This is a genomic window from Paraburkholderia sp. SIMBA_054, from assembly GCF_046534875.1.
In the GTDB taxonomy this organism is placed as follows: domain Bacteria; phylum Pseudomonadota; class Gammaproteobacteria; order Burkholderiales; family Burkholderiaceae; genus Paraburkholderia; species Paraburkholderia hospita.
The window spans coordinates 208,565-230,674 of sequence record NZ_JAWRXV010000012.1; the positions used below are offsets into that span (position 1 = coordinate 208,565).

Below are 22,110 nucleotides of genomic sequence, written 5' to 3' on the forward strand. Positions count from 1 at the left end.
ATGAACGCCTTCGATTACTGGAGCATCGCTCAGGGCGCGCTGGCGACCGTGGTTCTCTCGGTCGCCAGCATCGTGCTCGGCGTGCCGCTGGGGCTGGGCCTCGCGCTGATCCGCTGGGCCCGCGTGCCGTTCCTGAACCGCGTCGTCGTCGCTTACGTGAGCCTCATTCGCTCGTGTCCCGCCGTGACGCTCACGCTGCTGATCTTCTTCGCGTTGCCGCAGTTCGGCATCTCGCTCGATCCGACACCCGCCGCGATACTTGCGCTCACCATCAGCACCGCCGCGTTCAACTGCGAGATCTGGCGCGCGGCCCTGATCAACTTTCCGCGCGATCAATACGACGCCGCTCTCGCCTTCGCGATGCCGCGCACGGTGCGCTTCCGCCGCATCGTGATGCCACAGATCTGGCGCGCGAGCCTGCCGGGTCTCGTCAACGAGATGACCTTGCAGATCAAGTCGACACCCGCGGTCGCGGTCATCGGTATCGTCGAAATCACGCGCGCGGCCTTGCGTGTCGGTGCGCGCACGTACGATCCTTTACCGCCCTTCGTGTTTGCGCTCGTGCTTTACGGGCTCATCGTGTTCGTGCTCATCAAGGCGCAGCGTGTGATCGAGCGCCGCCAACCCGTGGAGGCTCGTGCATGACGGAGCACTTTCTGATCGTCTGGCAACAGCGCGCGGACGTGCTGTCGGGTCTGCTCGACACGCTCGGGCTGCTTGCGGTGGCGGCCGTTGCGTCGCTCGTACTGGGCGCGCTGCTCACGCCCGCGCTGATGTCGAAGCGCCCGGCGATCGCGCGCCTCGCGACCCTCTATGTCGACGCGATGCGCTGTGCGCCCTTCCTCCTGTTCGTCTATCTGATCTATTTCGGTCTGCCCTCGGCGGGCATCCGCCTGTCGAACTGGTGGGCCGGCGCGATCGCGCTGATTCTCTACAACACCGCCTACATGGCCGAGCTGTTGCGCGGCGCGTGGGCCGGCCTGCCCACGCCGATGATCGAGGCCGCGCGCGCCTACGGCTTTCACGGATTCGGTCTGGTTCGCCGCATCATCCTGCCGCAGGTGTTCACGGTTGCCTTGCCGATGATCGGCAACCAGCTCGTGCAGATCGTCAAGGACAGCGCGTTCCTCACGGTGATCGCGGTGGGCGAGCTCACACATCAGATGAACGGCATTCAGGCCACATATTTCATTCCGTTTGCCGCGTTCATCACGGCTGTGCTGCTGTACTGGGCCATCTGCCTCGTGATCGAAGGCGGCAGCGGTTTACTGTCGAGATTCGCCGAGGAACGCAGAGCATGAACATTTCGAACGACGTCCCGCCCATCATCATGCGCGCAGCCGATGCGGCCGGACCTTCGTCCAGCCTTTGCGGCGAGGCGGTGCGGCCCGGCGCGGAAACGGTCCTGCAACTCAACGGCATCTCGAAGTCGTTCGGCGAGAACCAGGTGCTGCGCGACGTCTCGCTCACCGTGCACAAGGGCGAGACCGTGTGCCTGCTGGGACCGTCGGGATGTGGCAAGTCGACGCTGCTGCGCTGCGTGAACTGGCTCGAAATTCCCGACGCGGGCACGGTCCATGTGTCCGGCCGGCGCATGGGCGTGCGCGAAGGTTCGTCCATCAAGATGAGCGACGCCGAACTCGCGCGTTCGCGCGCGCGCATCGGCATGGTGTTTCAACATTTCGCGCTGTGGCCGCACCTGACGGTACTGCAGAACGTAATGGAAGCACCGTTGCACGTGCTCGGGCGTCCGCGCGACGAAGTACGCGCGGACGCCGAACGTTTGCTGGAACGCGTCGGTCTCGCGGGCAAGATGGATGCGTTTCCGTCGCGGCTGTCTGGCGGACAGAAGCAGCGCGTGGGCATCGCGCGTGCGCTCGCGATGAAACCCGACATCCTGCTGTTCGACGAACCGACCAGCGCGCTCGACCCGATGCTCGTGGGCGAAGTGCTGAACGTGATGCGCTCGCTCGCGCAGGAAGGTGCGACCATGGTGATCGTCACGCACGAGATGGAGTTCGCGCGGCAAGTGGCAAGCCGCGTCGTGTTCATGGATGCGGGTCAGGTGATCGAGAGCGCCCCGCCCAAGCAGTTCTTCAGCGCGCCGCAGACGCCGCGCGCGCGGCAGTTTCTCGCACGTTTCCGCTCGCCGCATCATGCAGCCGACCAGGCGGCCGACGATTGGAGCGAGGCTTCGAAGCTCGCCTGATAAGGCAAACGTTCATCGCGGCGTTCGACGCGCCACGATGAGCGTTGTGCCAATCATTGCGGCGCGATCATATCCGCTGCCTGTTTCACTTCCCCATCCTTATACTTGCCCCACGTTTGCGCGAGTTCGCTCATCGAGCGCGGATCGCAGTCGTATTCGGGCAGCGTGTCCGGGTCCCAGTGATCGAAGCGGTCGACGCCGCGCACGAGCGTCGCGCGACGGCGGCCCGAGGCCGAACGGACATGCGCCGGCACATAGAAGAACGCGAAGCCGATGCGTCTGTCGTCCGAGCGGTTGGGCAGCGAGCTGTGTGCGGTGCGTTCGTGATGCATCGAGAATTCGCCGGGCTGGAGCGGCATTTCGACAGCGAGGGCTTCGTCGATACCGACAAGCGTCTGCCCTTTCGCGAGCATGTTGTCCTTCGCATAGGTTTCGACGTGCTTCAAGTCGGGTCCGCTGTGCGAGCCGGGCAGAACGCGCAACACGCCGTTGACTGAGTTCGCGGGCGTGAGCGCGACCCACACGGTCACTTCCTCGTGCGGCGTGAGCCCGAAGTACGTCGAGTCCTGATGCCACGACACATAACGCGGATCGCGGCCGTTCTTCGCGAAGATAGACGCGCCGAACAGCATGATGTCCGGCCCGATGAGATCCTCGACGGCATCGAGAATGGCCGGACGACGCGCGAGCTCGACGATCGCCGGCAGGGCGAGATGACCCTTGATTTTCAGGGTCTTGTTGACGTCCTCGCCGGAAGACGCCTCGTATTGCTCGATGACGCGGCGATACTCCGCCGCCTCTTGCGCACTGATCGCGCGCATCGGGTAGACATAGCCGTGCTGTTTGAAGTGCGCGATCTGCGCTTCGGTCAGGTGCTTCGTCATGGACGTTCCTTTGGGTGTGCTTCGATCGGAGAGACGCTTGCTCATCAATCGCCAGGCAACGTCCTGGCGAAAACTTACCGCATGGCTTCGTGCACCGCACGCGCGGTGCGCAGCACACCTTCGTCTGCGCCGCGCGCGCCGATCAGCGACAGGCCGACGGGCGCGCCGTCGAAGCTCATCCACGGCATATTCACTTGCGGCAGGCCCGCGAGGCCCGCGACGCAGAGCATCTGCTGCGAACGCGCGCGCGTGTTATCGACCGTTTGCGCCGAAGCATCGGCGCGTGGCGCGACGCCCGGCACCGTCGGCACGAGCCAGTACGAGCCTTGCGGAAGCGCATCGGCCATTGCCCGGATCGCTTCGACGCGAACGCGCTGCGCGTCGGCGATCTGTTCGTGCGTGATGGTCAAGCTCATCTCGAAACGCGCACCGACATCGGAGCCGAAGCTCGCGGCATGCGCGCGCGCCCACGGTCCGTAGCGTTGCGCGATTTCCGCCGCCTGCAACGCACGAAACGCCTGCGCCCAATCGGCAAGCGACGCCTCGGGCGCGACGAACGTCACCACATCGCCGAGCACTTGCAGCGACGCCTCGAAGCGCGCCGCGACTTGCGCATCGACGCAGGCGAGCAGATTGCGCGGCACGTGCAGGGCAAACGGTTCGTCGCCCGCCATCACGACGCTGCGCGCCAGCACTTCGAAGATGTCGGCGAGCGTGCGGCCGTCGCGCGCGAACCAGCCCACCGTGTCGAAGCTGTGCGCGAGCGTGAGACAACCGTCCGTCGCGATGCGGCCATGTGTGGGCCGCATGCCCCACACGCCGCAATAGCTCGCAGGCAAACGCACCGAGCCGCCGCAATCGGTGCCGAGCGCGATGTCCGCGTGACCCGCTGCCACGGCCACGACCGATCCCGACGACGATCCGCCCGGGATGCGCGCCGGATCGGCGGGGTTGACGGGCGTGCCGTAGTGCGCGTTCACGCCGGCGAGGCTGTAGGTGAGTTCATCCGTGACGGTCTTGCCGATCCATTGCGCGCCTTCTTCGAGCAACCCGAGAACGGCCAGCGCGGTCCGGGCAGCGACCGGCTGCTGGTCACGCCACGCGAGATTGCCGCTGCCCGTGCGAAGCCCGGCGATATCGAACACATCCTTTACTGCGAGGCGCAGGCCCGCGAGCTTGTCGCCCGTGCGCGGCGGCCGCGCGGCGGCGGGCAGCGCATCGAAGCCATCGGCAACGAATGCGCCGTGCAGGCCCGGTTGCAGCAGATCGTTTCGCATCACGACGGGTCCATCCAGCTGACATGCGCCGCGACCACGCGCCATTGACCGTCGATGCGCGCCCACGTCTGCGACTGGCGGCCGATGCGTGACTCGCCCGCGCGCGAGAACGTGATGTTGGCGACAGCGAAGTCCGCGCCAAAAGTGGTCACTGAACGATCGATGACGTCTCGCATCAGGCCCTTGCCCGGACGCTGCGCACGAAAAGCGCGGATCGCATCGTAGCCTTGCAGGTTTTCCGTCGCGCCGTAGCGCAGCGTATGCGGGCTGTTCCAGAACAGCGCGTCGAGAACGGGAACATCGTTGGTCGTGAGCGCGCGCTCGTATTCATCCAATGCCGCTTCGACGGCCGCGAGCGTCGCGGGATCGTTGATCGGTGCTGCGCTCATGCGGCTTCACCAGAGAGGTTGCTCAGAGCGTGCGCGAATAGTTCGGGCGGCGCCGTATAAAGGCCGCGGCCCAGCAGGCCCGCGCGCCCGTCGGCACCGATCATCGCGATCGCGGCAAGGGGCGCGACGCCTTCCTGAACGACGCGCGCGGCATCGAGCACACCGGGCAATCGCCCGAACGCGGGATGCGATTCCGTATGGATGCGTGCTTGCCTGTCGCGCCAACCGGCGGGCAGGTATGCTTCGAACGCTTGCGCGGGTTCCGGTGCGAATGCGAGCGCCTGCGCGCCGAACCCCGCCGCGTCGATGACGCCGCTGTCGCCGGTGAGCGGCGCGGCAGCCGCCTGCTGTTGCGGATCGATGCGCGGGCCTTCCGGCGCGCGTGCATCGGCGGTGATCCAGCGCGATGGTGCGCCCGCCAGCCGGATGCCCACGCGCTCACCGTTACCCGCCAGCGCCACCACGAGCGTCGATTTCGACTGGCCCGCTCGCGCTGCCGCCGACAGCATCAGTGCGCACGCGGCCATCCAGGGCGTGAGAAAAAAGAGCGGTGTCCTCGCGAGCATCGCGTCGATGTCGGCATGATCCAGACGCGAGGCGAGCTGCGCGCGCAGCGCGGCGGTGGCGCCGGTGGTGCGCGCATGCAGGTCGTCGCCGTCATCGAGCCCGGCTTGCGCCAGTGCGAGCAGATCGAGCGGGCCGTGCGCCAATGCTTCGTCGAGCACGGACGCGAGCACTGAGTCACGCCACTGCATGCGTTCGAGTATGCGCATGTCGCGGCTGCCGAAACGGATCTGCGGGCCCGCGCCGCTGCCCAGCAACGACCACGCGCGGGCTGCGGGATCGCTCGCATCCGTGACTTCGACCAGCGTCGTGCGCGGAGAAACGACGGCGGCGAGCGGCGTCACCACACCGTACGACTGCGCGCATTCGAGGCGCACTTCGCCTTGCTCGATCAGCCGCTCGGCGTGCGCTTCGTCGTTTGCCCAGCCTTCGTATAGACAACACAGGATCGCCGACGAGCGCACTGGCGCGGAGGGCTTGCGCGGGTCGTCGAACGGCGGCCCCGCGTGCAGTAGCGTGAAGTCCGGGAGACCCACCGCGTCGCGCGCCGCCACGACGCCGCGCCATTGCGGACACACCGCATGGACGCGGCTCAGGGCGATCGCATTGGCATCATCGGCGCGCATGGTCAGCGGCTCGCGAAGCTGAAAATGCCGCGCAGGCGCGACCACAGCATCTTCCAGAACAGATTGCCGACATCGAGTGGCGCGTTCACCGGTTGAACGCGCGCGGCCGGACGCGATTCGACGCGCGGCGCTTGCACGGGCGCTTCGGCTTCAGGGCCGGACGGCTCCGTTGCAGTAGCTGCCTGCGCGACGGGCGTTGCGTCGGCTTGCGCGACCGCACTGCCCGCCGCCGTTCCCGCTTCGTCCAGCTTCGCCTTGAGATTCGCCGCGAACGCTTCCGTCATGCGCGTGGCCAGTTCCTTCACGATGCCGCTGCGCGAGAACTGCGCGAGGCTGCCGCCGATCGTGTAATCCACCTTCACGTCGACGCGCGTTTCGCCCGCCGCCTCTTCAAGCGCGAACGACGCCACGCCCTTGACGCGCGACGCGCTCTTTCGGTCCACGCCGGTTCCGGTGATGCTGCCGCAATACTGCGCATCGTCGAGCTTCATTTCACCGTCGCCCGCAAACGACGCGACGATCGGTCCGAGCTTGACGGTCATCGCCAGCTTGAGCATCCCGTTATCGACGGGCGCGGTGAGCGACGCGCCCGGCAGGCACGCGACGATACCAGGCGTATCGTGAAAGCGCGCCCACACGTCATCGCGCGGATACGGCACGGTGAAGCTTTGTTCGATTTCCATTGCGTATCAATCCGTATTCGATGTTTCAGGCGGTCACCGCGAGCGGCGCGGCCGCACACGCACGACGCGCATCGAGCACGCGGCGGATCGCACGCACGATGCCCACGTAACCGGTGCAGCGGCACAGATTGCCGGAGAGTTCGAGGCGCACGCGTGCGTCGTCGGCATCGGGCAGGCGCGTGACGATGTCGCGCGCGGTCATCAGCATGCCCGGCGTGCAGTAACCGCATTGCAGCGCGTGCTCGGCGGTGAACGCGGCGCGCAGTTCGTTCATGGTCACGTCGTCGTCGAAACCTTCGATAGTGCGCACCGCACTGCCCGCGCAACTGATCGCGGGCGTAATGCAGGAGCGTGTAGGCACGCCGTCCACGTCGATCGTGCACGCGCCGCAGACGCCCTGCTCGCAGCCGATGTTGGTGCCGCACAGCATGCGCTGCTCGCGCAGAAAATCCGCGAGGCTGGTGCGCGGCTCGACGCGGTCCGCGACGCAAGCCTGATTGACGACGAGTTCGATTGTCTTGATGAATGGGTCGCTCATGATGCTTTCCCGTCCTGATTGCGAATGCCTGCCGCTGCGCGCACGAGCGCGACGCGATGCACCTCGTGTTCGTAGCTTCCCGCTTCGATGCCCGCCGCTTCGAGATGAACATCGAAGCACGATGTGTTCGGATCCGCGTCGCGAAGCAGCGCGCGGGCATCGTCGATCGCGTACGGCGGCGCGTCAATCGCGCCGATCACGGCGCGGCACACGCCGCGCGCCGCGTCGTCGATGAACACCGCGATAGCCTCCGCGAACTCGCCCGGCTTGCGGTTGAACTTGTAGTAGCTCCAGCGCGCCGTCGGCGAAAGGCGCGCGAAGCGCACGCCGGTGAGGATCTCGTCCGGATCGAGCGCGGTCGTGAATGCGCCTGCCATCCACTCGCCGTTACTTATCACCCGTGCGCCTTTAGGACCCGAGACGAGAAACACCGCATCGAGCGCGCGCATCGTATTGATCCAGTCTGCAGCGGGATCGGCATGTGCGAGACTGCCGCCGAGCGTGCCGCGATTGCGCACAGCGCGATAGGCGATGCCGCGCGCGACATGCTCCATGAGGCCGCGCGTGCCGGTGTCGATCTTGCCGTCCTCGATCTCCGCATGCGTGATGCACGCGCCAAGCGTGACGGCTTCGCCTTCAATGCAACACGCGCGCAGCGCGACGATGTCGCGCAGATCAACGAGCATTTCGGGCTGCGCGAGCCGCAGGTTCATCATCGGCCCAAGCGACTGGCTCCCCGCCACGAACTTGCCCATGCCGTCGGTGGGGCTGATGAGCGCGATCGCCTCATCGCAGGCGAGCGGTTTTGCGTAGTCATAGGTCGCGGCTTTCATGCGGGCATTCCTTTCAGCGTGTTGGCTTGCTGTTCACGCTGCCTCGCGAGCGCTTCGACGATCAGGCGCGGCGTGATCGGCAATTGGTCGATGCGCACACCGAGTTCGCGCAGCGCATCGTTGACGGCATTGGCGATTGCAGCGGGCGGACCGATCGCCCCGCTCTCCCCAATGCCCTTCTGCCCGAACTCCGTATAAGGAGCCGGCGTCTCCATATGTTCGATGCGAATCGCGGGCACTTCCGTAGCACCCGGCAAGATGTAATCGGCAAGCGTCGAGGCGAGCGGCTGGCCGTCTTCGCTGTAGGGCATCGCTTCATAGAGCGCCGTGCCGATGCCTTGCGCCGCGCCTCCGTAGACCTGTCCGTCGACGACCATCGGATTGATGAGCACGCCGCCGTCTTCCACGATGGCGTAGTCGAGAATCTCGGTCTGGCCGAGCGCCGGATCGACAGCAACGACCACCGCATGACACGCGTAGCTGAAGGTGCCCGAATCGCGCCTCGCCTGATACGACGTCGAGACTTCGAGGCCGCGCGGATCGACATCGGGCGGCAGCAGTTGCGGCGCGAGATACCACGTGCGCGCGATGTCCTGCAACGTGCGCCGCGCCTCCTTGCCGACGACGGCACCGTTCTCCCAGCGCACTTCGCTCATCGGCTCCTGAAGGAGGTGTGCGCCAATCCTCAACAGCCGCTCCTTGAGCTCCTTCGAAGCGCGACCAACCGCGCCACCCGCCATCACGATCGAGCGCGAGCCCCACGTGCCGGTGGAATACGGCGTGACGCCCGTATCGCCGAGAATGATGCGCACGCGGTCCGTGTCGATGCCGAGCACTTCATGGGCGATCTGCGCGAGCGTGGTCTCCATGCTCTGCCCGTGCGAATGCACGCCCACCCGCACTTCGAGCACGCCGTCGGGCGTGAGGCGGATCACGGCGGGCTCGTAGCCCGGCACCATCGGAATGCCCCAGCCGTGATACACCGACGTCCCGTGCGCGCCCTGCTCGCAGAAGATCGACATCCCGAAGCCGATACGCCTGCCGTCCGGCTCGCCGCGCTGCTGACGTGCGCGAACGGCGGGCAGGTCGATCGCGGCCATCGCGCGACGCACCGCCTCGGGATAGTCACCGCTGTCAAAATGCTTCTTCGTGATGTTGTCGAAAGGCATCTCGTGCGGCTGAACGAGATTGCGCAGACGCACCTCGTACGGTTCGAGACCCGCTTCGAGCGCGATCGCATCCATGATCGTTTCGATCGCGTAGCACACGCCCGTTCGCGCCACGCCGCGATACGGGAGGATCGGCGGCTTGTTGGTTGCAACCGACCACGTGCGGCAGCGGAAGCGATCCATCTTGTACGGCCCCGGCAGGATGCTGCCGACCTGCGCCGCTTCCAGGCACGCGGAAAACGGATATGACGAATACGCGCCCGAATCCACGTGCGCATCGCATTCGACCGCGAGCAGACGGCCGTCGCGATCCGCATAGCCCGTGATGTCGTAATCGTGCTCGCGGCAGTTCGCGTTAGCGGTGAGCTGCTCGCGGCGGTCCTCGATCCAGCGCACCGGCTTCTCGAGTTGCATCGCGAGCCAGCCGCAGCAGACCTCCTCGGGCAGCAGAATGCCCTTGTAGCCGAAGCCGCCGCCGACATCGGGCGCGATCACGCGCACCTGTCCTTCGTCGAGACCAAGACATTCCGCGAGGCCCGTGCGCGTGATGTGCGGCATTTGGGCGGACGTATGCACGATCAGTTGCGACAGGCGGCGGTCCCAGTGCGCGACAACGCCGCGCCCTTCCATCGGCGCCATGCTCTGCCGCGCCGTGCGCAGCTTGCGATGCACGCGGATGGGCGCATCGCGGCGGATCGCGTCGAGATCGACGTTGGGGTTCGCATCGACGAAGGTTTCGAGAAACACGTTGTCGCCCCAGTGCTCGTGCACCAGCGCCGAGTCTTCACGGCGCGCGTCGAGCATGTCGACCACAGCGGGCAGTTCCTCGAAATCGACGAAGACCTGTGCGGCGATATCCTCGGCCTCGGCGCGCGTCGCGGCCACGCACATCGCGATTGTCTCGCCGACCTGACGCACCTTGCCGCTCGCGAGCACAGGCTGCTGCGAGCGCTTGAATCCGGGCAGACTCGAATTCGCGACAATAGGCTTCACGCCCTCCAGATCGGCCAGCGTATAGACGGCGTGCGCGAACGCCTCCGGCTTCTCGATGCCGACGATATGACCGTGCGCGATCGGGCTGCGCACGAACGCCACATCGACCATCCCGACCATGCGGATGTTGGGAACATACTCGCCGCGCCCGTGCATGAAGCGCTCGTCTTCCTTGCGCGTAAGCGAGGCGCCGATGCCTTGCGGACGATTGTTGTCGATGCGTTTGTGGGGACGTTTGATCATTGTGTGAGCCTCGCGTTCTCAGGCGGCGCGCGCGAGCGGCAGCGTCGGAGAGACAGAGTCGTGACGCACGCCGTCGCGCAGGCAGAACAGCGGCGACAGCATGCGGTCGGTGATGACCTGCGTGCCTTCGTTGTCCTCCAGTATCCAGCGGCCGCGACGGTCGTCGAGTACGCTGATGTCCGCGCCCCGCCCCACTTGCAGCGAGCCGATCTGGTTTTCCATGCCGACCATCTTCGCGGCGTTGCAGGTCGCCATCGCGACAATGTGTTGCAGCGGCAGGCCGAGCGCGAGCATGCTGGTCATCGCGCTCACGAGGCTGAACTGCGTGCGGCCGAGGAACGAATGCTCCTCGTCGGGATGGCTGTCGGGCGTGCCGGCGGGCGCGGGCACGTGTGTGTTGTAGCCGTGCATGTCCGCACCGAGCGTGTCGGGCACGACGCCCGCATCGAGCACGATGCGCGCCGTCTTGAAGCTGAAATGCGAGCCGTGGCCGACGTCGATCTTCAGGCCGCGCGCGACCGCTTCATGCACGAGAGGATGCAGTTGCCCGTTCTCCTCGACGAAGCCGCCCGGATGCCGGCTGAACGGATGCGCCAGGATATCGCCTGGCTTGAGCGTCTCGACCACCTGATTGAAGATGGAATCTGGCCGCACCGGCAGACTGCCGCTTTCGGGCTTCGGCCACAATTGGCCGAAGTGGATATACAGCGGCAGTTCCGCGCCACGGCCAATCTTCGCGGCGATCTTCATCACGTCGAGACCCCAGCGCGCGAAGCCGCCAATTTCAGCGTGCGCCTTGATGCCCTTGACGAGATCGGCATTCGCGCGGATGGACTTGATGGTTGCGTCGGCATCGAGGCAATCGGGGCGATACAGGTCCGGATAATAGTGCCCTTCGAGGCCGCCGACGAGATAGGCGGAAATGAAGGCGAGCACGCGCGTGGCCGAGCGCTCCGCGACGTAATGCCGGAAGCCCGGAATCGTGATGCAGCTCGGTCCGCCCTGATCCACGATCGTCGTCACGCCCGACTGCACGCCGCACTGATCCGCATTCAGGCCGAAGCGGCCCGTGACGTACTGAAAGATGTGGCCGTGCGTATCGATGAGACCGGGCAGCACCAGCTTGCCTCTGCAGTCGATCAGTTCCGCCTGGGGCGCCTGACTCGCGGCGTCGGAGCCGATCGCGGCGATGACGCCGTTGTCCACCAGAACGTCGAGCGTGGCGTCGATCTTCTGGGCGGGGTCGATGACGCGCCCCCCTTTGAGCAGAACTTGTGACATGTACGGTGCGATAGCCGAGTTGGAAGATGCGTGGTGTACCGCAAATTGTGTGCCGGTTCTTCCGCGCTGCTTCGTCAGTCGTGTTTTTCTTTTTGAATCATAGGTTTAGCGATACACCATCACACCAGATGCGTGCCGTACCACGGATTTTTTCAAACACCCTCGCACCAAATCGGACGATGTATACCCGCACGCGCACCAAGCCCATGCGCGACGCCTTTTTATGGTGATTCAGTGGTGTACCCCGCATTTGCGATTGGCCGCGATTCTGACCTAGAATGCGTATTGGAGCATTAGTAGCTCGTCCATTTCCCAAGAGTCGTTTCCATGCGAACCACTGTCACCGATCACACCGACATTCAAAGCGTCCGTGCGGAGCTCGCCGAGCGGCAGGCGCGCTCGCCGCTGTTCTCGCGGCCGGGCTTTCTGATCCGCCGCATGCATCAGATCCACACCTTCCTGTTCGCCCAGGAAACGGGCGAGTTCAACATCACGCCGGTGCAATACAGTCTGCTGACCACACTAGAATCGCTCGGCGAGATGGATCAGAACACGCTCGCGATTGAAGTCGGACTGGAGCGCTCCAGCGTCGCGGAGGTTATTCCGCGTCTCAACGAACGCGGACTCGTACGCCGCACGCAGGCAGAGCACGACAAGCGCTTGCGGCTGGTGAAACTCACCCCCGCCGGCAAGCGCCTGATCAGGAAGATGGCGAGCGCCGTGCAGCGCGCGCACGATCGCACCATCGAGCATCTTTCGCCCATTGAGCGCGATGTCTTCATGCTGCAGATGATCCGGCTGGTGGAAGCCAATAACTCGGAAGGCCCTGTGCCGTTCCGGCTACCCGACAGCCAGTTGCTTGCACAGGACGAGAGTTCGGTCGACGCGACCTGAGCCCACAGGTCAAAAGCCCACGGGTAACAGACCGGCGCATCGGAATTGCACCGCAGCCCAGCCGGCTATATCGACGAATCTATGCGTCCATAGACACCCGTCGTCGCCGTCGGACCTGCCCAACGCCCCGATAGGAAACGCACAGCGCTAATTTCAAAATGCAATGCACCCCACAGCGCAAAGCACTTGCGCTGTGTCGGTACAATTGTCAATAGCCGCCCGAGCTACCACCGCTGCTGCTGGTGCTGGACATACCCATACCACCTTCCGACGCGCAGCCCGTCACCAACGACGAAAGTGCGAGCGTGAAGACAACGAATACAGCGGAAATAATCCTGGATCTGTTCATTCTGAGCTCCATAAGTGTGGCATTCCTCGTGGCGACAACCGAACGGCTTACTAACTACGGTGCCCGCCCAGTCGGCAGACTAGCCCGATGGCTATATTGCAACCGAACAGTGCGGCACTTTCAGCACCGTCACCAGACATAACGCCCGCGAGCATCGGTTTATTCCAAGCCTCGGGTTTACGGTTGTGGTGCAATTCGGATGCGTCGGCCTGTTACGCTCGAGTTTTTGACGAGCACGAGCCAATGCGTAAGCTGAAAGACATTGACGGAAGTTCAACGGGCGCCACTTTGATTGCGAAGTTATCGTCCTTTGCGTGCGCTGGCACCTGCGTTACAAGCTCAGCTTTCGGGACCTCGCTGAAATGATGGCCGAGCGCGGTCTGTCGCTGGCGCACACGACGATCATCCGCTGGGTCAAGCGCTTCACGCCGGAAAGAGATTGCACGACTCGATGCGAGCAACGCATGATTCCTGGCGTCATGGCCAGCTCTCAGGTTCTAGTCTTATGTTCTTGCCGGGTCCGGGACACTGTGATCCCGGGTACGTAGACCGATTATTTCAGCCGCATCCGGCGACCACAAGAAGGCACCTGACAGTGTCATGGTTACCTCGTGGAAACAAATTGCCGCGATGAGCCTTCCGCTCATGAGCGCGCGCACAAAACCCGCGACTTTGCGGTGCTGTCTGGACTGCGGCTGAACTAGCGGGACTCGGGGCGCCCGGGCCCGGCTCTCATGTTCAATGCGCGACTGCGCACGAAAGTGCCTCAGACGTTCGTATGCAAGCGACAGCACGCCGCCCGGGGCACGATGCAGATGCCGGTCATAGATAGTCACCATCGTCGCCAACGAAGCGAAACCGACTTGATCGAGGTGCCATTCTCCGGTTCGGTGGCCACACTCTACACACGTGCCGATCGCAGCCTCCGCCGCGCATATCTGCGCTTGCGTTACTTTGTCAAAGCGTAGATCCGCGATGAGGACGACAAGAACCATCACGTCCGCCAGAAGGTGGACGCCATGCAGATTCCCTTGCCCTCGGCGCAACAGATCGAGCGTGAGGTGAATCCGCAATGCTGTGGCGTTGGCGTCGGCGCGCGGGAGTGGAAGTAACATTGCCTTGGCGTGCCGTGCCTGGGCCACCTGGGCTGCGCGAGCGAAAGAGCTGACTGGCCTGGTCATACACCTGCTGGTACCAAACATAAGAAAAGAAGGTCAAGGACGATCGCTCCACCGATCATGCAATGCTCTCCCTCAAGAATCCGCCCTGCCGATATGGAAACCGAACCAACACCGATAACGGCAACCGCGCACAGATATGAACGAGGATTATTTCAACTACTTCTGGAAAGTACTAGAAGGTACTTGACGGTTCCATGCTTTCCGCGCGGAAACAAATTGAAGTGACAGCGCTTTGCATCTGAAACGCCCGGTAGACATGTGAATCCACCTCACCATTTCGTCCTGGCAATTCCTGACGGATCGACTATTAACGCAATAAGGATGAAAGAAACAAGCGGCTAATCTGAAAGGCCATTAATAACTGGTAATAAAAGCTCTTTCGGACGGAAAACGCACTCTGCCTTTCATAGCACCTTCTATCACCGTCTCCTTAAGCCCTTGTTTCCGTTTAGGAAGATGCAGAATCGATCACACCACGTCACGCAAACCAGTTGTTCAAGCATCTGGTTCGCGGTCCCAACTTCATAAATCCCGCCAGCAGAATTCTGGTCCTTTGTGTACATTCCGGCTTTGTTCGTCCGTAGACGTCTAGCGACAGAGGATGCGTCGTAATGCGCCTTGCTGAACGGCTCAGCGCCCTGCACCACCAAGCCGCACGGACGAACGCTATCGAAGCATAGTGCGACGTTTGCCTTGAGCAGTGCGGGCGAGCGCAGCCCGCTTTTCCCAGTAAACTTGCTCTGCAGGAAATCCACATGCTCGGCCTGGTACGTATCGCCCTTCGACGGCCATACACCTTTGTCGTGCTGGCAATCGTTATCTTCATCGTCGGACCGCTGTCCGCGATAAAGACGCCAACCGACATCTTTCCCGACATCCGCATTCCCGTCATCAGCGTCGTGTGGCAATACACGGGGCTGCCGCCGGACCAGATGTCCGGCCGGATCACGTCGCCCTTCGAGCGCACGATCACGACCACTGTCAACGACGTCGAACATATCGAGGCCGAGTCGGTGGCCGGATTCGGCATCATCAAGATCTTCTTTCAACCCGGCGTGAACATCGCGACCGCGAATGCGCAGGTGACGGCAGTCGCCCAGACGCAGTTGCGACAGCTGCCACCGGGCACGACGCCACCGCTCATCCTGAACTACAACGCGTCGACGGTGCCGATCATCCAGCTCGCGCTGTCGGGCAAAGGGCTCAGCGAACAGAACCTGGGCGACCTCGGCCTGAACCAGTTGCGGCCGCAACTCGTGACGGTCGCGGGCGCGGCCATTCCCTACCCGTTCGGCGGCAAGACGCGGCAGGTTCAGATCGATGTCGATCCGTCGAAGCTCGAGGCTCGAGGCCTCTCCGCACAGGACGTCGCAAATGCACTCGCAACGCAAAATCTGATCACGCCCGTCGGCACCGCGAAGATGGGCGATCACGAGTACACCCTGCAACTGAACGACGCACCTGCCGCAATCCGCGAGCTGGGCGACCTGCCCATTAAGGCGGTGAATGGCACGACAGTCTATGTTCGCGATGTCGCGAACGTGCGTGACGGCAGTCCGCCGCAGACCAACATCGTGCACGTGAACGGCCACCGCTCGGTGCTGATGACGGTGCTGAAGAACGGCTCCGTGTCGACGCTCGGGATCATCGCCGGCATCAAGCAGCACCTCGCCGATGCGCGCGCCGCGCTGCCGGACAATCTGCAGGTCGAGCCGATCGGCGACCAGTCGCTGTTCGTGCGCGCGGCAATCAGCGGCGTTGCGCGCGAAGCGGTGATCGCTGCGGTACTGACCAGTCTGATGATCCTGCTGTTCCTCGGCAGCTGGCGCTCGACGGTCATCATCGCGACGTCGATTCCGCTCGCGATTCTCGGCTCCATCACGACGCTGTCGGCGCTAGGCGAAACGCTGAACATCATGACGCTAGGCGGCCTCGCACTTGCGGTCGGCATTCTCGTCGATGACGCAACCGTGACGATCGAGAACATCAACTGGCACCTCGAACACGGCAAACCTGTCGAGACCGCCATTCTCGATGGTGCCGCGCAGATCGTCACGCCAGCATTCGTTTCATTGCTGTGCATCTGCATCGTGTTCGTGCCGATGTTCTTCCTGAACGGTGTGGCGCGTTTTCTGTTCGTGCCGATGGCCGAGGCGGTGATCTTCGCGATGGTGTCGTCGTTCATTCTGTCGCGCACGCTGGTCCCAACCATGGCCAACTTCCTGCTCAAACCGCACGCCATTGCGCACGATGCACATGAAAGCCGCCCGCCCGGCCCGCTTGCGCGTTTCCAGAAGGGCTTCGAGGCGCGCTTCGAAAAGGTGCGCGAGAGTTATCGCGGTCTGCTCGAACTGGCGCTCGCACATCGCCGAATGTTCATCGGCTGTTTTCTTGGCTTTGTGTTGCTCTCGTTTTCGCTGGTGCCGTTTCTTGGCCGCAACTTCTTTCCGGCCGTCGACGCCGGGCAGATCCTGCTGCACGTGCGCGCCCCGATCGGCGAGCGCGTGGAAAAGACGTCGGAGATCATGGCTGCCGTCGAAGGGGCAGTGCGTCAGATCGTGCCGCCCGCGGAGCTTGGCACGGTGGTCGATAACATCGGCTTGCCGGTTAGCGGCATCAACACCGCTTACAACAACACGGGCATCATCGGCTCTCAGGACGGTGACATTCAGATCGAGTTGAATGAAGGTCACAGGCCGACGGCCGAATATGTACGCGAAATGCGAGAGCGGCTACCGCGCGAGTTTCCGGGCGTGACGTTTTCATTTCCCCCCGCAGACATCATCAGCCAGATCCTGAACTTCGGGTCGCCGGCTCCCATCGATCTGCAAGTGCGCGGCAATAACCTCGCGGGCAATTTCGAATACACAAACCGTTTGCTGCGCGACATTCGCCGCGTGCCCGGTGTCGTCGACGCACGCATCGAGCAGTCGCAAGCCAACCCGACCTTCAACGTCAACGTCGACCGCACACGCGCGCAACTGCTCGGCATCACCGAGCGGGACGTGACGAACAGCATGGTTGTGAACCTCGCAGGTTCAAGCCAGGTCGCGCCGACTTTCTGGCTCAACAATGCGAACGGCGTGTCGTATCCGATCGTGATGCAGACGCCTCAATACAGCCTCGATACGCTGTCGTCGCTGCAGAATCTGCCGATCACCTCTTCGACCTCTGCGGGCAACGACCCGCAGATTCTCGGCGGCCTCGCGACGTTCGACCGCACGAACAGCAACTCGATCGTGAGCCAGTACAACATCCAGCCGATGGTCGAAATCTTCGCGACTACCCAGGACCGCGATCTCGGCGCAGTCGCATCCGATATCCAGAAGGTTGTCGCAAGTCACGCGAAGTCGCTGCCGAAAGGCTCGTCGGTGGCGCTGCTGGGCCAGGTGCAAACGATGAACAGCGCCTTCACAGGCATGCTGTTTGGCCTGATAGGCGCCGTGGCGCTGATCTATCTGCTGATCGTCGTAAACTTCCAGTCGTGGGCCGATCCGTTCGTGATCGTGTCGGCACTGCCGGCGGCGCTCGCCGGCATCGTATGGATGCTGTTCGTGACGCATACGACGCTATCGGTGCCTGCGCTCACGGGGGCGATCATGTGCATGGGCGTCGCAACCGCAAACTCCATTCTTGTCGTGAGCTTTTGCCGCGAGCGATTCGCCGTGCACGGCGATCCCTTCAAGGCCGCGCTCGAGGCGGGCTTCACGCGTTTTCGGCCGGTGCTGATGACCGCGCTGTCGATGATCATCGGCATGGCGCCGATGGCACTTGCGCTCGGCGAAGGCGGCGAACAGAACGCACCACTTGGCCGCGCGGTAATCGGTGGCCTCATCTTCGCGACGACGGCGTCGCTCTTTTTCGTGCCTGTCGTTTTCTGCATCATCCACGCGCGCCGCGGGCGCGCGGCTACCCCGGCATCGTCTGCCCCGGGAGGTACTGCTCATGTCATCTGAACCGATTGAACCCGTTCGCCAGTCCGCTTATGAGCCCAGCGCCGCGCGGACGCGGACGCCCCGGCGGCTGGCGGGCGCGAGTGTCGCCGGCGTCGCGATCGTGGTCGTCGCGGTCGTCTCGGGCCTCGTGCTGCGGACCACAGATTCGCGCAAACTGAAGACCTGGACCGACTCACAGGCCGTGCCCACCGTGAACGTGATCGCGCCCGTACGCGATGCGAGCGGCCCCGTGCTCACGCTGCCGTCCGAACTGCAGGCTTATTCGCGCGCGCCGATCTTCGCGCGCGTCAGCGGCTATCTGAAAGCGTGGAACGTCGATATCGGCGCGCACGTCAAGGCGGGCCAGCCGCTCGCCGAGATCGAAACGCCTGAGCTCGACCAGCAGCTCGCGCAGGCAAAGGCTGATCTCGACAGCGCCAAGGCCAATGCGGATCTGGCGGCGACGACGGCCAGGCGCTGGCAGTCGATGCTCGGCACGGATGCCGTCGCCCAGCAGGACGTCGACCAGCGCACGGGCGATTACGCCGCCAAGAAAGCGATCGTCGCCGCCGCACAGGCCAACGTCGAGCGCCTCATCGCTACGAAAGGCTTTGCCCGGATCGTCGCGCCGTTCGACGGCGTCGTCACGGCACGCGACACCGACGTTGGCGCGCTGATCAACGCCGGCAGCGCAGGCGCTGGTCAGGAACTGTTTGCCGTGTCCAACGTCACGCAGTTGCGTGTCTACGTGCAGGTGCCGCAGAACTATGTGCCGTTGATCCACGAAGGCACGACCGCCACGCTCACCGTGCCGGCCTACCCGGACCAGCAGTTCGCTGCGCGGGTGATCGCCTCGGCGGATGCCGTCAACGCGAACTCGGGCTCGACGCTGGTACAACTGCTCGTCGACAACAAAGAAGGCAAACTGCTGCCAGGCGGTTTCGCGAGCCTGCAGTTCAGGTTGCCCGTCGAAGCGAATGCGCTGCGCGTACCGGCAAGCGCACTGGTGTTCGACAGCCACGGGCTGCGCGTCGCCACACTGGACACAGGCGGCCATGTGATGTTCAAAAGCGTGACGATTGCGCGCGACCTCGGCGATGCCGTCGAGATCGGCTCGGGTCTCAAGCCGACCGATCGGGTGATCGATACGCCGCCCGACGGGCTCGCGAACGGCGACGCCGTCGAAGTCGCGACTGGCGGCAAGAAGGTAAGCGCCCATGGTTAAAACTGCAATCCACAAGCGTGCGCGCAGCCTGCCGTGGGCTTTGCCCACCTTGCTTGCCGGGACGACGCTCGTCGCCGGCTGCTCGCTCGCGCCCGACTACAAGGTGCCGCCCTCGCCCGTTGCCGGGCAATACCGGACGATGGGCCCGTGGGTCGACGCGAAACCGTCCGACCAGTTGAACCGCGACGGCTGGTGGAAGATGTACGGCGACACGCAGCTCGACGACCTCGAAGAGCGGCTCATCGCGAACAACACCGATCTGCGCGCTGCGTTCGCGCACTATCAGCAGGCGCAGGCGTTCGTCGAGCAGGTGAGCGCGGGTCTCTTCCCGAGCGTCGCAGCAGTCGCCGTTCCGCAACGCAACCGGCAATCGGCCACGCGGCCGCTGCGCGCTGGCGGCCCGGACTACTACAACTCGGTGACGCTCGGCGGCGAGATCAACTATGACCTCGATCTGTGGGGCCGCGTGCGCGATTCCGTCAAAGCGGGCAAAGACGAGGCACAGGCTTCGAAGGCTGATCTCGCATCGGTGCAACTGAGCCTTCAGGTCGAACTTGCCGACAGCTATGCCAGATTGCGCGGCCTCGATCAACAGACGCAACTGCTGCGCGAGTCGGTGGTTGAGTTCGCGAAGGCGCTCCAACTGACCCAAACGCTCCATAGTGGCGGGATCGTCGCGGGTCTCGACGTGTCGCGCGCGCAGACACAGTTGTCGTCGGCGCAATCGATGCTTTCGCAAAACCTGGCGCAACGCGCGCTGCTCGAACATGCGATCGCCGTGCTGGTCGGCGCGTCGGCATCCGAGTTCACCTTGCCTGAAGAAACCGCGTCGATCCCCTTGCCTGTGATCCCCGTCGGCGTGCCTTCCGCGCTGCTGCAACGGCGGCCGGACATCGCAGCCGCAGAGCGCCGCGTCGCCGAGGCGAACGAGAAGATCGGCGTCGCGCGCGCCGCGTACTTTCCGTCCATTACGCTCAGTGCGCAAGGCGGTCTGCAAAGCGCCGCCTATGCGGGGCTCTTCAGTGCGCCCAACCTCTTCTGGACGGTCGGCCCTCAGCTCGTCCAATATGTGTTCGACGGCGGCTTGCGTCGCGGGCAACTCGACGCGGCAAAAGCCTCAATGGACGAGGCGGGCGCACTCTATCGCGGCATCGTGCTGTCCGCTTTCCAGCAGGTTGAAGACAACCTGACGCTGCTATCGGATCTCGGCACTGCCCTCGGCCAGCAACGCGATGCCGCGCAGGCCGCGCAGCATTCGGTCGATCTCGCGCTGACGCAATATCGGCAAGGTGCGATCGGCTATCTCGACGTGGTGACTGCGCAAACCGCGGCGCTCGACGCGCAGCGCGCCTTGATCGACATCCAGACCCGTCAGCTGAGTGCGAACGTGCAACTGATCCACGCGGTCGGCGGAGGATGGTCGGACGACGCGCTTGCGCAAACCGACACGGCGCCCGCACTCGCTGCAGCGCCGTCGCCGGGCAGGTAGGCCGCCGACGCGAACATGCTGCTCACCGTGCGTTGATCGGCCTGAACTCATACGCCGTCGTGCCTGACGCTGCTGCTGCCGCAGGTGGTCAGCACAGGCGCATCGCGCGCGAACCCGTAGCCGGGCGCGGTGATCGCGTCTGCGCCAAAGATGGTTCGAGTTGGGTGGTGAAAGAGCAAGGTCGACGTTGAGGGCTTGAGCGTCGAATGATCGCCACACCCACTGCACGGACGACGACGTGAACACCTGAACATCACAAATCGGACACGACATTGAGCTCAGCCTCCTGGACTTGAGCAAGAGAATGACGAAGGTCTAACGCGATCAGCAAGTCTTTCACGCTGCCCGGGAAAATGCCTTCACCAGCGCGTCGTCGTTGAAATCGTAGTGCGGGTTGTGAAGCGGCGCGCTCGCGGTAGCACCATCGACACCCATCCCGATATACGCAGCGGGTTTCACGCGTGCCATAAACGCAAAGTCTTCCGATGCCATCGACGGCTTGCAACCCGATCTCACGGCATCGTCGCCAACGGTATTGCGTGCCGCCGCAAGCGCCACCTGAGTCGCGCTGTCCGCATAATTCAGAGGCCGCACCCACGCTGAGCGCGGTCCATGGAACGACAAGCGCCATTGCCTCCGGCACGCGCGGCGATTATTTCAGCCATGTGTGGTGATTCACAAGAAGGCACTTGCCGGTTTGATACTTTCTGCAAGGATACAAATTGCAGCGATGGGGCATCTAGCCTATGAGACGCCCAAAAGAATTTGCTGAGATTGCGCGCGTCGCTATGCGCCATCAGTCTTGATCAATTTCAGCAAAGGCAATATGCCCCCTTTCGTCATTCAATGTCCACGCATTCAGCGAATGGATACATGGACACGTGATCACCTGTGGCGTCAGTTAGTCATGGCACTCGAGTCGGTTGCATCTTGCGGCGCCGACGCGACGGCATTGTTCGAACCGTGCTCGTGCCGGAGCGCATAGAGCGCCTTGTTGCGTGCGATCGTTTCGGGACTGGGCGGATAGTCGTGCTTGTCTACTGGCACTATTCCATCTACTTCAGCCTGGATTAGTTGCGCACGTACTTCCGCTCGCGTGAGACCTGATTGCGTTGTTTGCGCGAAAGCATTGGCACCCGTTATAAGGCAAAGACCCGTGAATGCGACTGCCTGGATGAGTTTCATTGCATCCTTCCATAGAGAACCGAAAAGGCGTGATGGTGTCCACGCAATCTATTCTCTTCGAAGGATCTGTCTCGCCCCTGACGGGGGTGTCTGAATTTTTGTGTGCAAGGCAGATAAAAGCCTGCCATCTGGCAGGCTCATCAATTGCATTCTACAAATGATT

General features: G+C 63.6%; 19 protein-coding genes and 1 pseudogene. 8 read left to right on the plus strand and 12 right to left on the minus strand.

Translation table 11 applies throughout. The features are described from left to right. The 3 genes from SB822_RS17270 to SB822_RS17280 are packed head-to-tail and all read left to right on the plus strand — an operon-like array spanning position 1 to position 2,209. Positions 1-645 carry an amino acid ABC transporter permease gene (locus SB822_RS17270; protein WP_007577309.1) on the plus strand — a complete coding sequence of 215 codons (645 nt, stop codon included), beginning with the start codon at positions 1-3 and terminating at the stop codon, positions 643-645. Then, positions 642-1,301: an amino acid ABC transporter permease gene (locus SB822_RS17275; RefSeq protein ID WP_079485597.1), complete on the plus strand. Its 660-nt coding sequence runs from the start codon at positions 642-644 to the stop codon at positions 1,299-1,301. The genes SB822_RS17270 and SB822_RS17275 overlap by 4 nt, the downstream gene beginning before the upstream one ends. Next, on the plus strand, positions 1,298-2,209 hold the full coding sequence (locus SB822_RS17280; RefSeq protein ID WP_090838671.1) for an amino acid ABC transporter ATP-binding protein: 912 nt from the start codon (positions 1,298-1,300) through the stop codon (positions 2,207-2,209). The genes SB822_RS17275 and SB822_RS17280 overlap by 4 nt, the downstream gene beginning before the upstream one ends. A gap of 53 nt (positions 2,210-2,262) precedes the next feature. Here SB822_RS17280 and SB822_RS17285 read toward each other — a convergent pair whose 3' ends face one another. The 9 genes from SB822_RS17285 to SB822_RS17325 form a co-directional block, all read right to left on the minus strand. After that, positions 2,263-3,093: a phytanoyl-CoA dioxygenase family protein gene (locus tag SB822_RS17285; RefSeq protein ID WP_079485591.1), complete on the minus strand. Its 831-nt coding sequence runs from the start codon at positions 3,091-3,093 to the stop codon at positions 2,263-2,265. Between the two features lie 74 nt (positions 3,094-3,167). Next, complete coding sequence (locus tag SB822_RS17290) at positions 3,168-4,370, minus strand: amidase (RefSeq protein ID WP_090838690.1); 1,203 nt, start codon at positions 4,368-4,370, stop codon at positions 3,168-3,170. Further along, positions 4,370-4,759 (minus strand): oxalurate catabolism protein HpxZ, encoded by a 390-nt coding sequence (gene hpxZ, locus SB822_RS17295; protein ID WP_007577302.1) that lies wholly within the window; start codon positions 4,757-4,759, stop codon positions 4,370-4,372. The genes SB822_RS17290 and hpxZ overlap by 1 nt, the downstream gene beginning before the upstream one ends. Continuing rightward, positions 4,756-5,949: a DUF1116 domain-containing protein gene (locus SB822_RS17300; RefSeq protein WP_090838672.1), complete on the minus strand. Its 1,194-nt coding sequence runs from the start codon at positions 5,947-5,949 to the stop codon at positions 4,756-4,758. The genes hpxZ and SB822_RS17300 overlap by 4 nt, the downstream gene beginning before the upstream one ends. Before the next feature lie 2 nt (positions 5,950-5,951). Further along, positions 5,952-6,632, minus strand: coding sequence for an SRPBCC family protein (locus SB822_RS17305; protein ID WP_090838674.1), 681 nt, complete (start codon positions 6,630-6,632; stop codon positions 5,952-5,954). A 25-nt stretch (positions 6,633-6,657) separates the two neighbouring features. Further along, positions 6,658-7,170 carry a (2Fe-2S)-binding protein gene (locus tag SB822_RS17310; protein ID WP_007577296.1) on the minus strand — a complete coding sequence of 171 codons (513 nt, stop codon included), beginning with the start codon at positions 7,168-7,170 and terminating at the stop codon, positions 6,658-6,660. After that, positions 7,167-8,003, minus strand: a complete 837-nt coding sequence (locus SB822_RS17315; RefSeq protein WP_007577294.1) for an FAD binding domain-containing protein — start codon at positions 8,001-8,003, stop codon at positions 7,167-7,169. Before SB822_RS17315 ends, SB822_RS17310 begins: the two co-directional genes overlap by 4 nt. Continuing rightward, a complete protein-coding gene (locus tag SB822_RS17320) occupies positions 8,000-10,408 on the minus strand; it encodes a xanthine dehydrogenase family protein molybdopterin-binding subunit (RefSeq protein WP_090838676.1) in 2,409 nt (802 codons plus the stop codon). Before SB822_RS17320 ends, SB822_RS17315 begins: the two co-directional genes overlap by 4 nt. An 18-nt stretch (positions 10,409-10,426) precedes the next feature. Next, positions 10,427-11,689 (minus strand): amidohydrolase/deacetylase family metallohydrolase, encoded by a 1,263-nt coding sequence (locus tag SB822_RS17325; RefSeq protein ID WP_090838678.1) that lies wholly within the window; start codon positions 11,687-11,689, stop codon positions 10,427-10,429. 327 nt (positions 11,690-12,016) lie between these two features. Between SB822_RS17325 and SB822_RS17330 the strand changes: the two genes are divergently transcribed. Next, on the plus strand, positions 12,017-12,583 hold the full coding sequence (locus SB822_RS17330) for a MarR family winged helix-turn-helix transcriptional regulator (protein WP_007577288.1): 567 nt from the start codon (positions 12,017-12,019) through the stop codon (positions 12,581-12,583). A gap of 208 nt (positions 12,584-12,791) precedes the next feature. Here the strand turns inward: SB822_RS17330 and SB822_RS17335 are convergent, their stop codons facing one another. After that, entirely contained in the window at positions 12,792-12,932 is a 141-nt protein-coding gene (locus tag SB822_RS17335; RefSeq protein WP_165489452.1) for a hypothetical protein, read from the minus strand. Positions 12,933-13,234: 302 nt separating this feature from the next. On the opposite strand from SB822_RS17335, the pseudogene SB822_RS17340 reads away from it, so the two are divergent. The 4 genes and pseudogenes from SB822_RS17340 to SB822_RS17355 all read left to right on the plus strand — a co-directional run. Then, positions 13,235-13,372: pseudogene (locus tag SB822_RS17340) on the plus strand (IS6 family transposase); the annotation flags it as partial. A gap of 1,496 nt (positions 13,373-14,868) precedes the next feature. Further along, on the plus strand, positions 14,869-18,069 hold the full coding sequence (locus SB822_RS17345) for an efflux RND transporter permease subunit (RefSeq protein ID WP_090838680.1): 3,201 nt from the start codon (positions 14,869-14,871) through the stop codon (positions 18,067-18,069). Continuing rightward, the gene (locus SB822_RS17350) at positions 18,059-19,273 is read left to right on the plus strand and encodes an efflux RND transporter periplasmic adaptor subunit (RefSeq protein WP_090838682.1); all 1,215 of its coding nucleotides are present in this window, start codon (positions 18,059-18,061) and stop codon (positions 19,271-19,273) included. The genes SB822_RS17345 and SB822_RS17350 overlap by 11 nt, the downstream gene beginning before the upstream one ends. Continuing rightward, positions 19,266-20,762 carry an efflux transporter outer membrane subunit gene (locus tag SB822_RS17355; RefSeq protein WP_090838684.1) on the plus strand — a complete coding sequence of 499 codons (1,497 nt, stop codon included), beginning with the start codon at positions 19,266-19,268 and terminating at the stop codon, positions 20,760-20,762. The genes SB822_RS17350 and SB822_RS17355 overlap by 8 nt, the downstream gene beginning before the upstream one ends. A 336-nt stretch (positions 20,763-21,098) precedes the next feature. On the opposite strand, the gene SB822_RS17360 is transcribed toward SB822_RS17355, so the two are convergent. Together SB822_RS17360 and SB822_RS17365 are read right to left on the minus strand one after the other, a co-directional pair. After that, a complete protein-coding gene (locus tag SB822_RS17360) occupies positions 21,099-21,356 on the minus strand; it encodes a M20/M25/M40 family metallo-hydrolase (protein ID WP_244144549.1) in 258 nt (85 codons plus the stop codon). 303 nt (positions 21,357-21,659) lie between these two features. Next, positions 21,660-21,947, minus strand: a complete 288-nt coding sequence (locus tag SB822_RS17365) for a DUF4148 domain-containing protein (protein ID WP_007731260.1) — start codon at positions 21,945-21,947, stop codon at positions 21,660-21,662. Between the last annotated feature and the right edge of the window lie 163 nt (positions 21,948-22,110).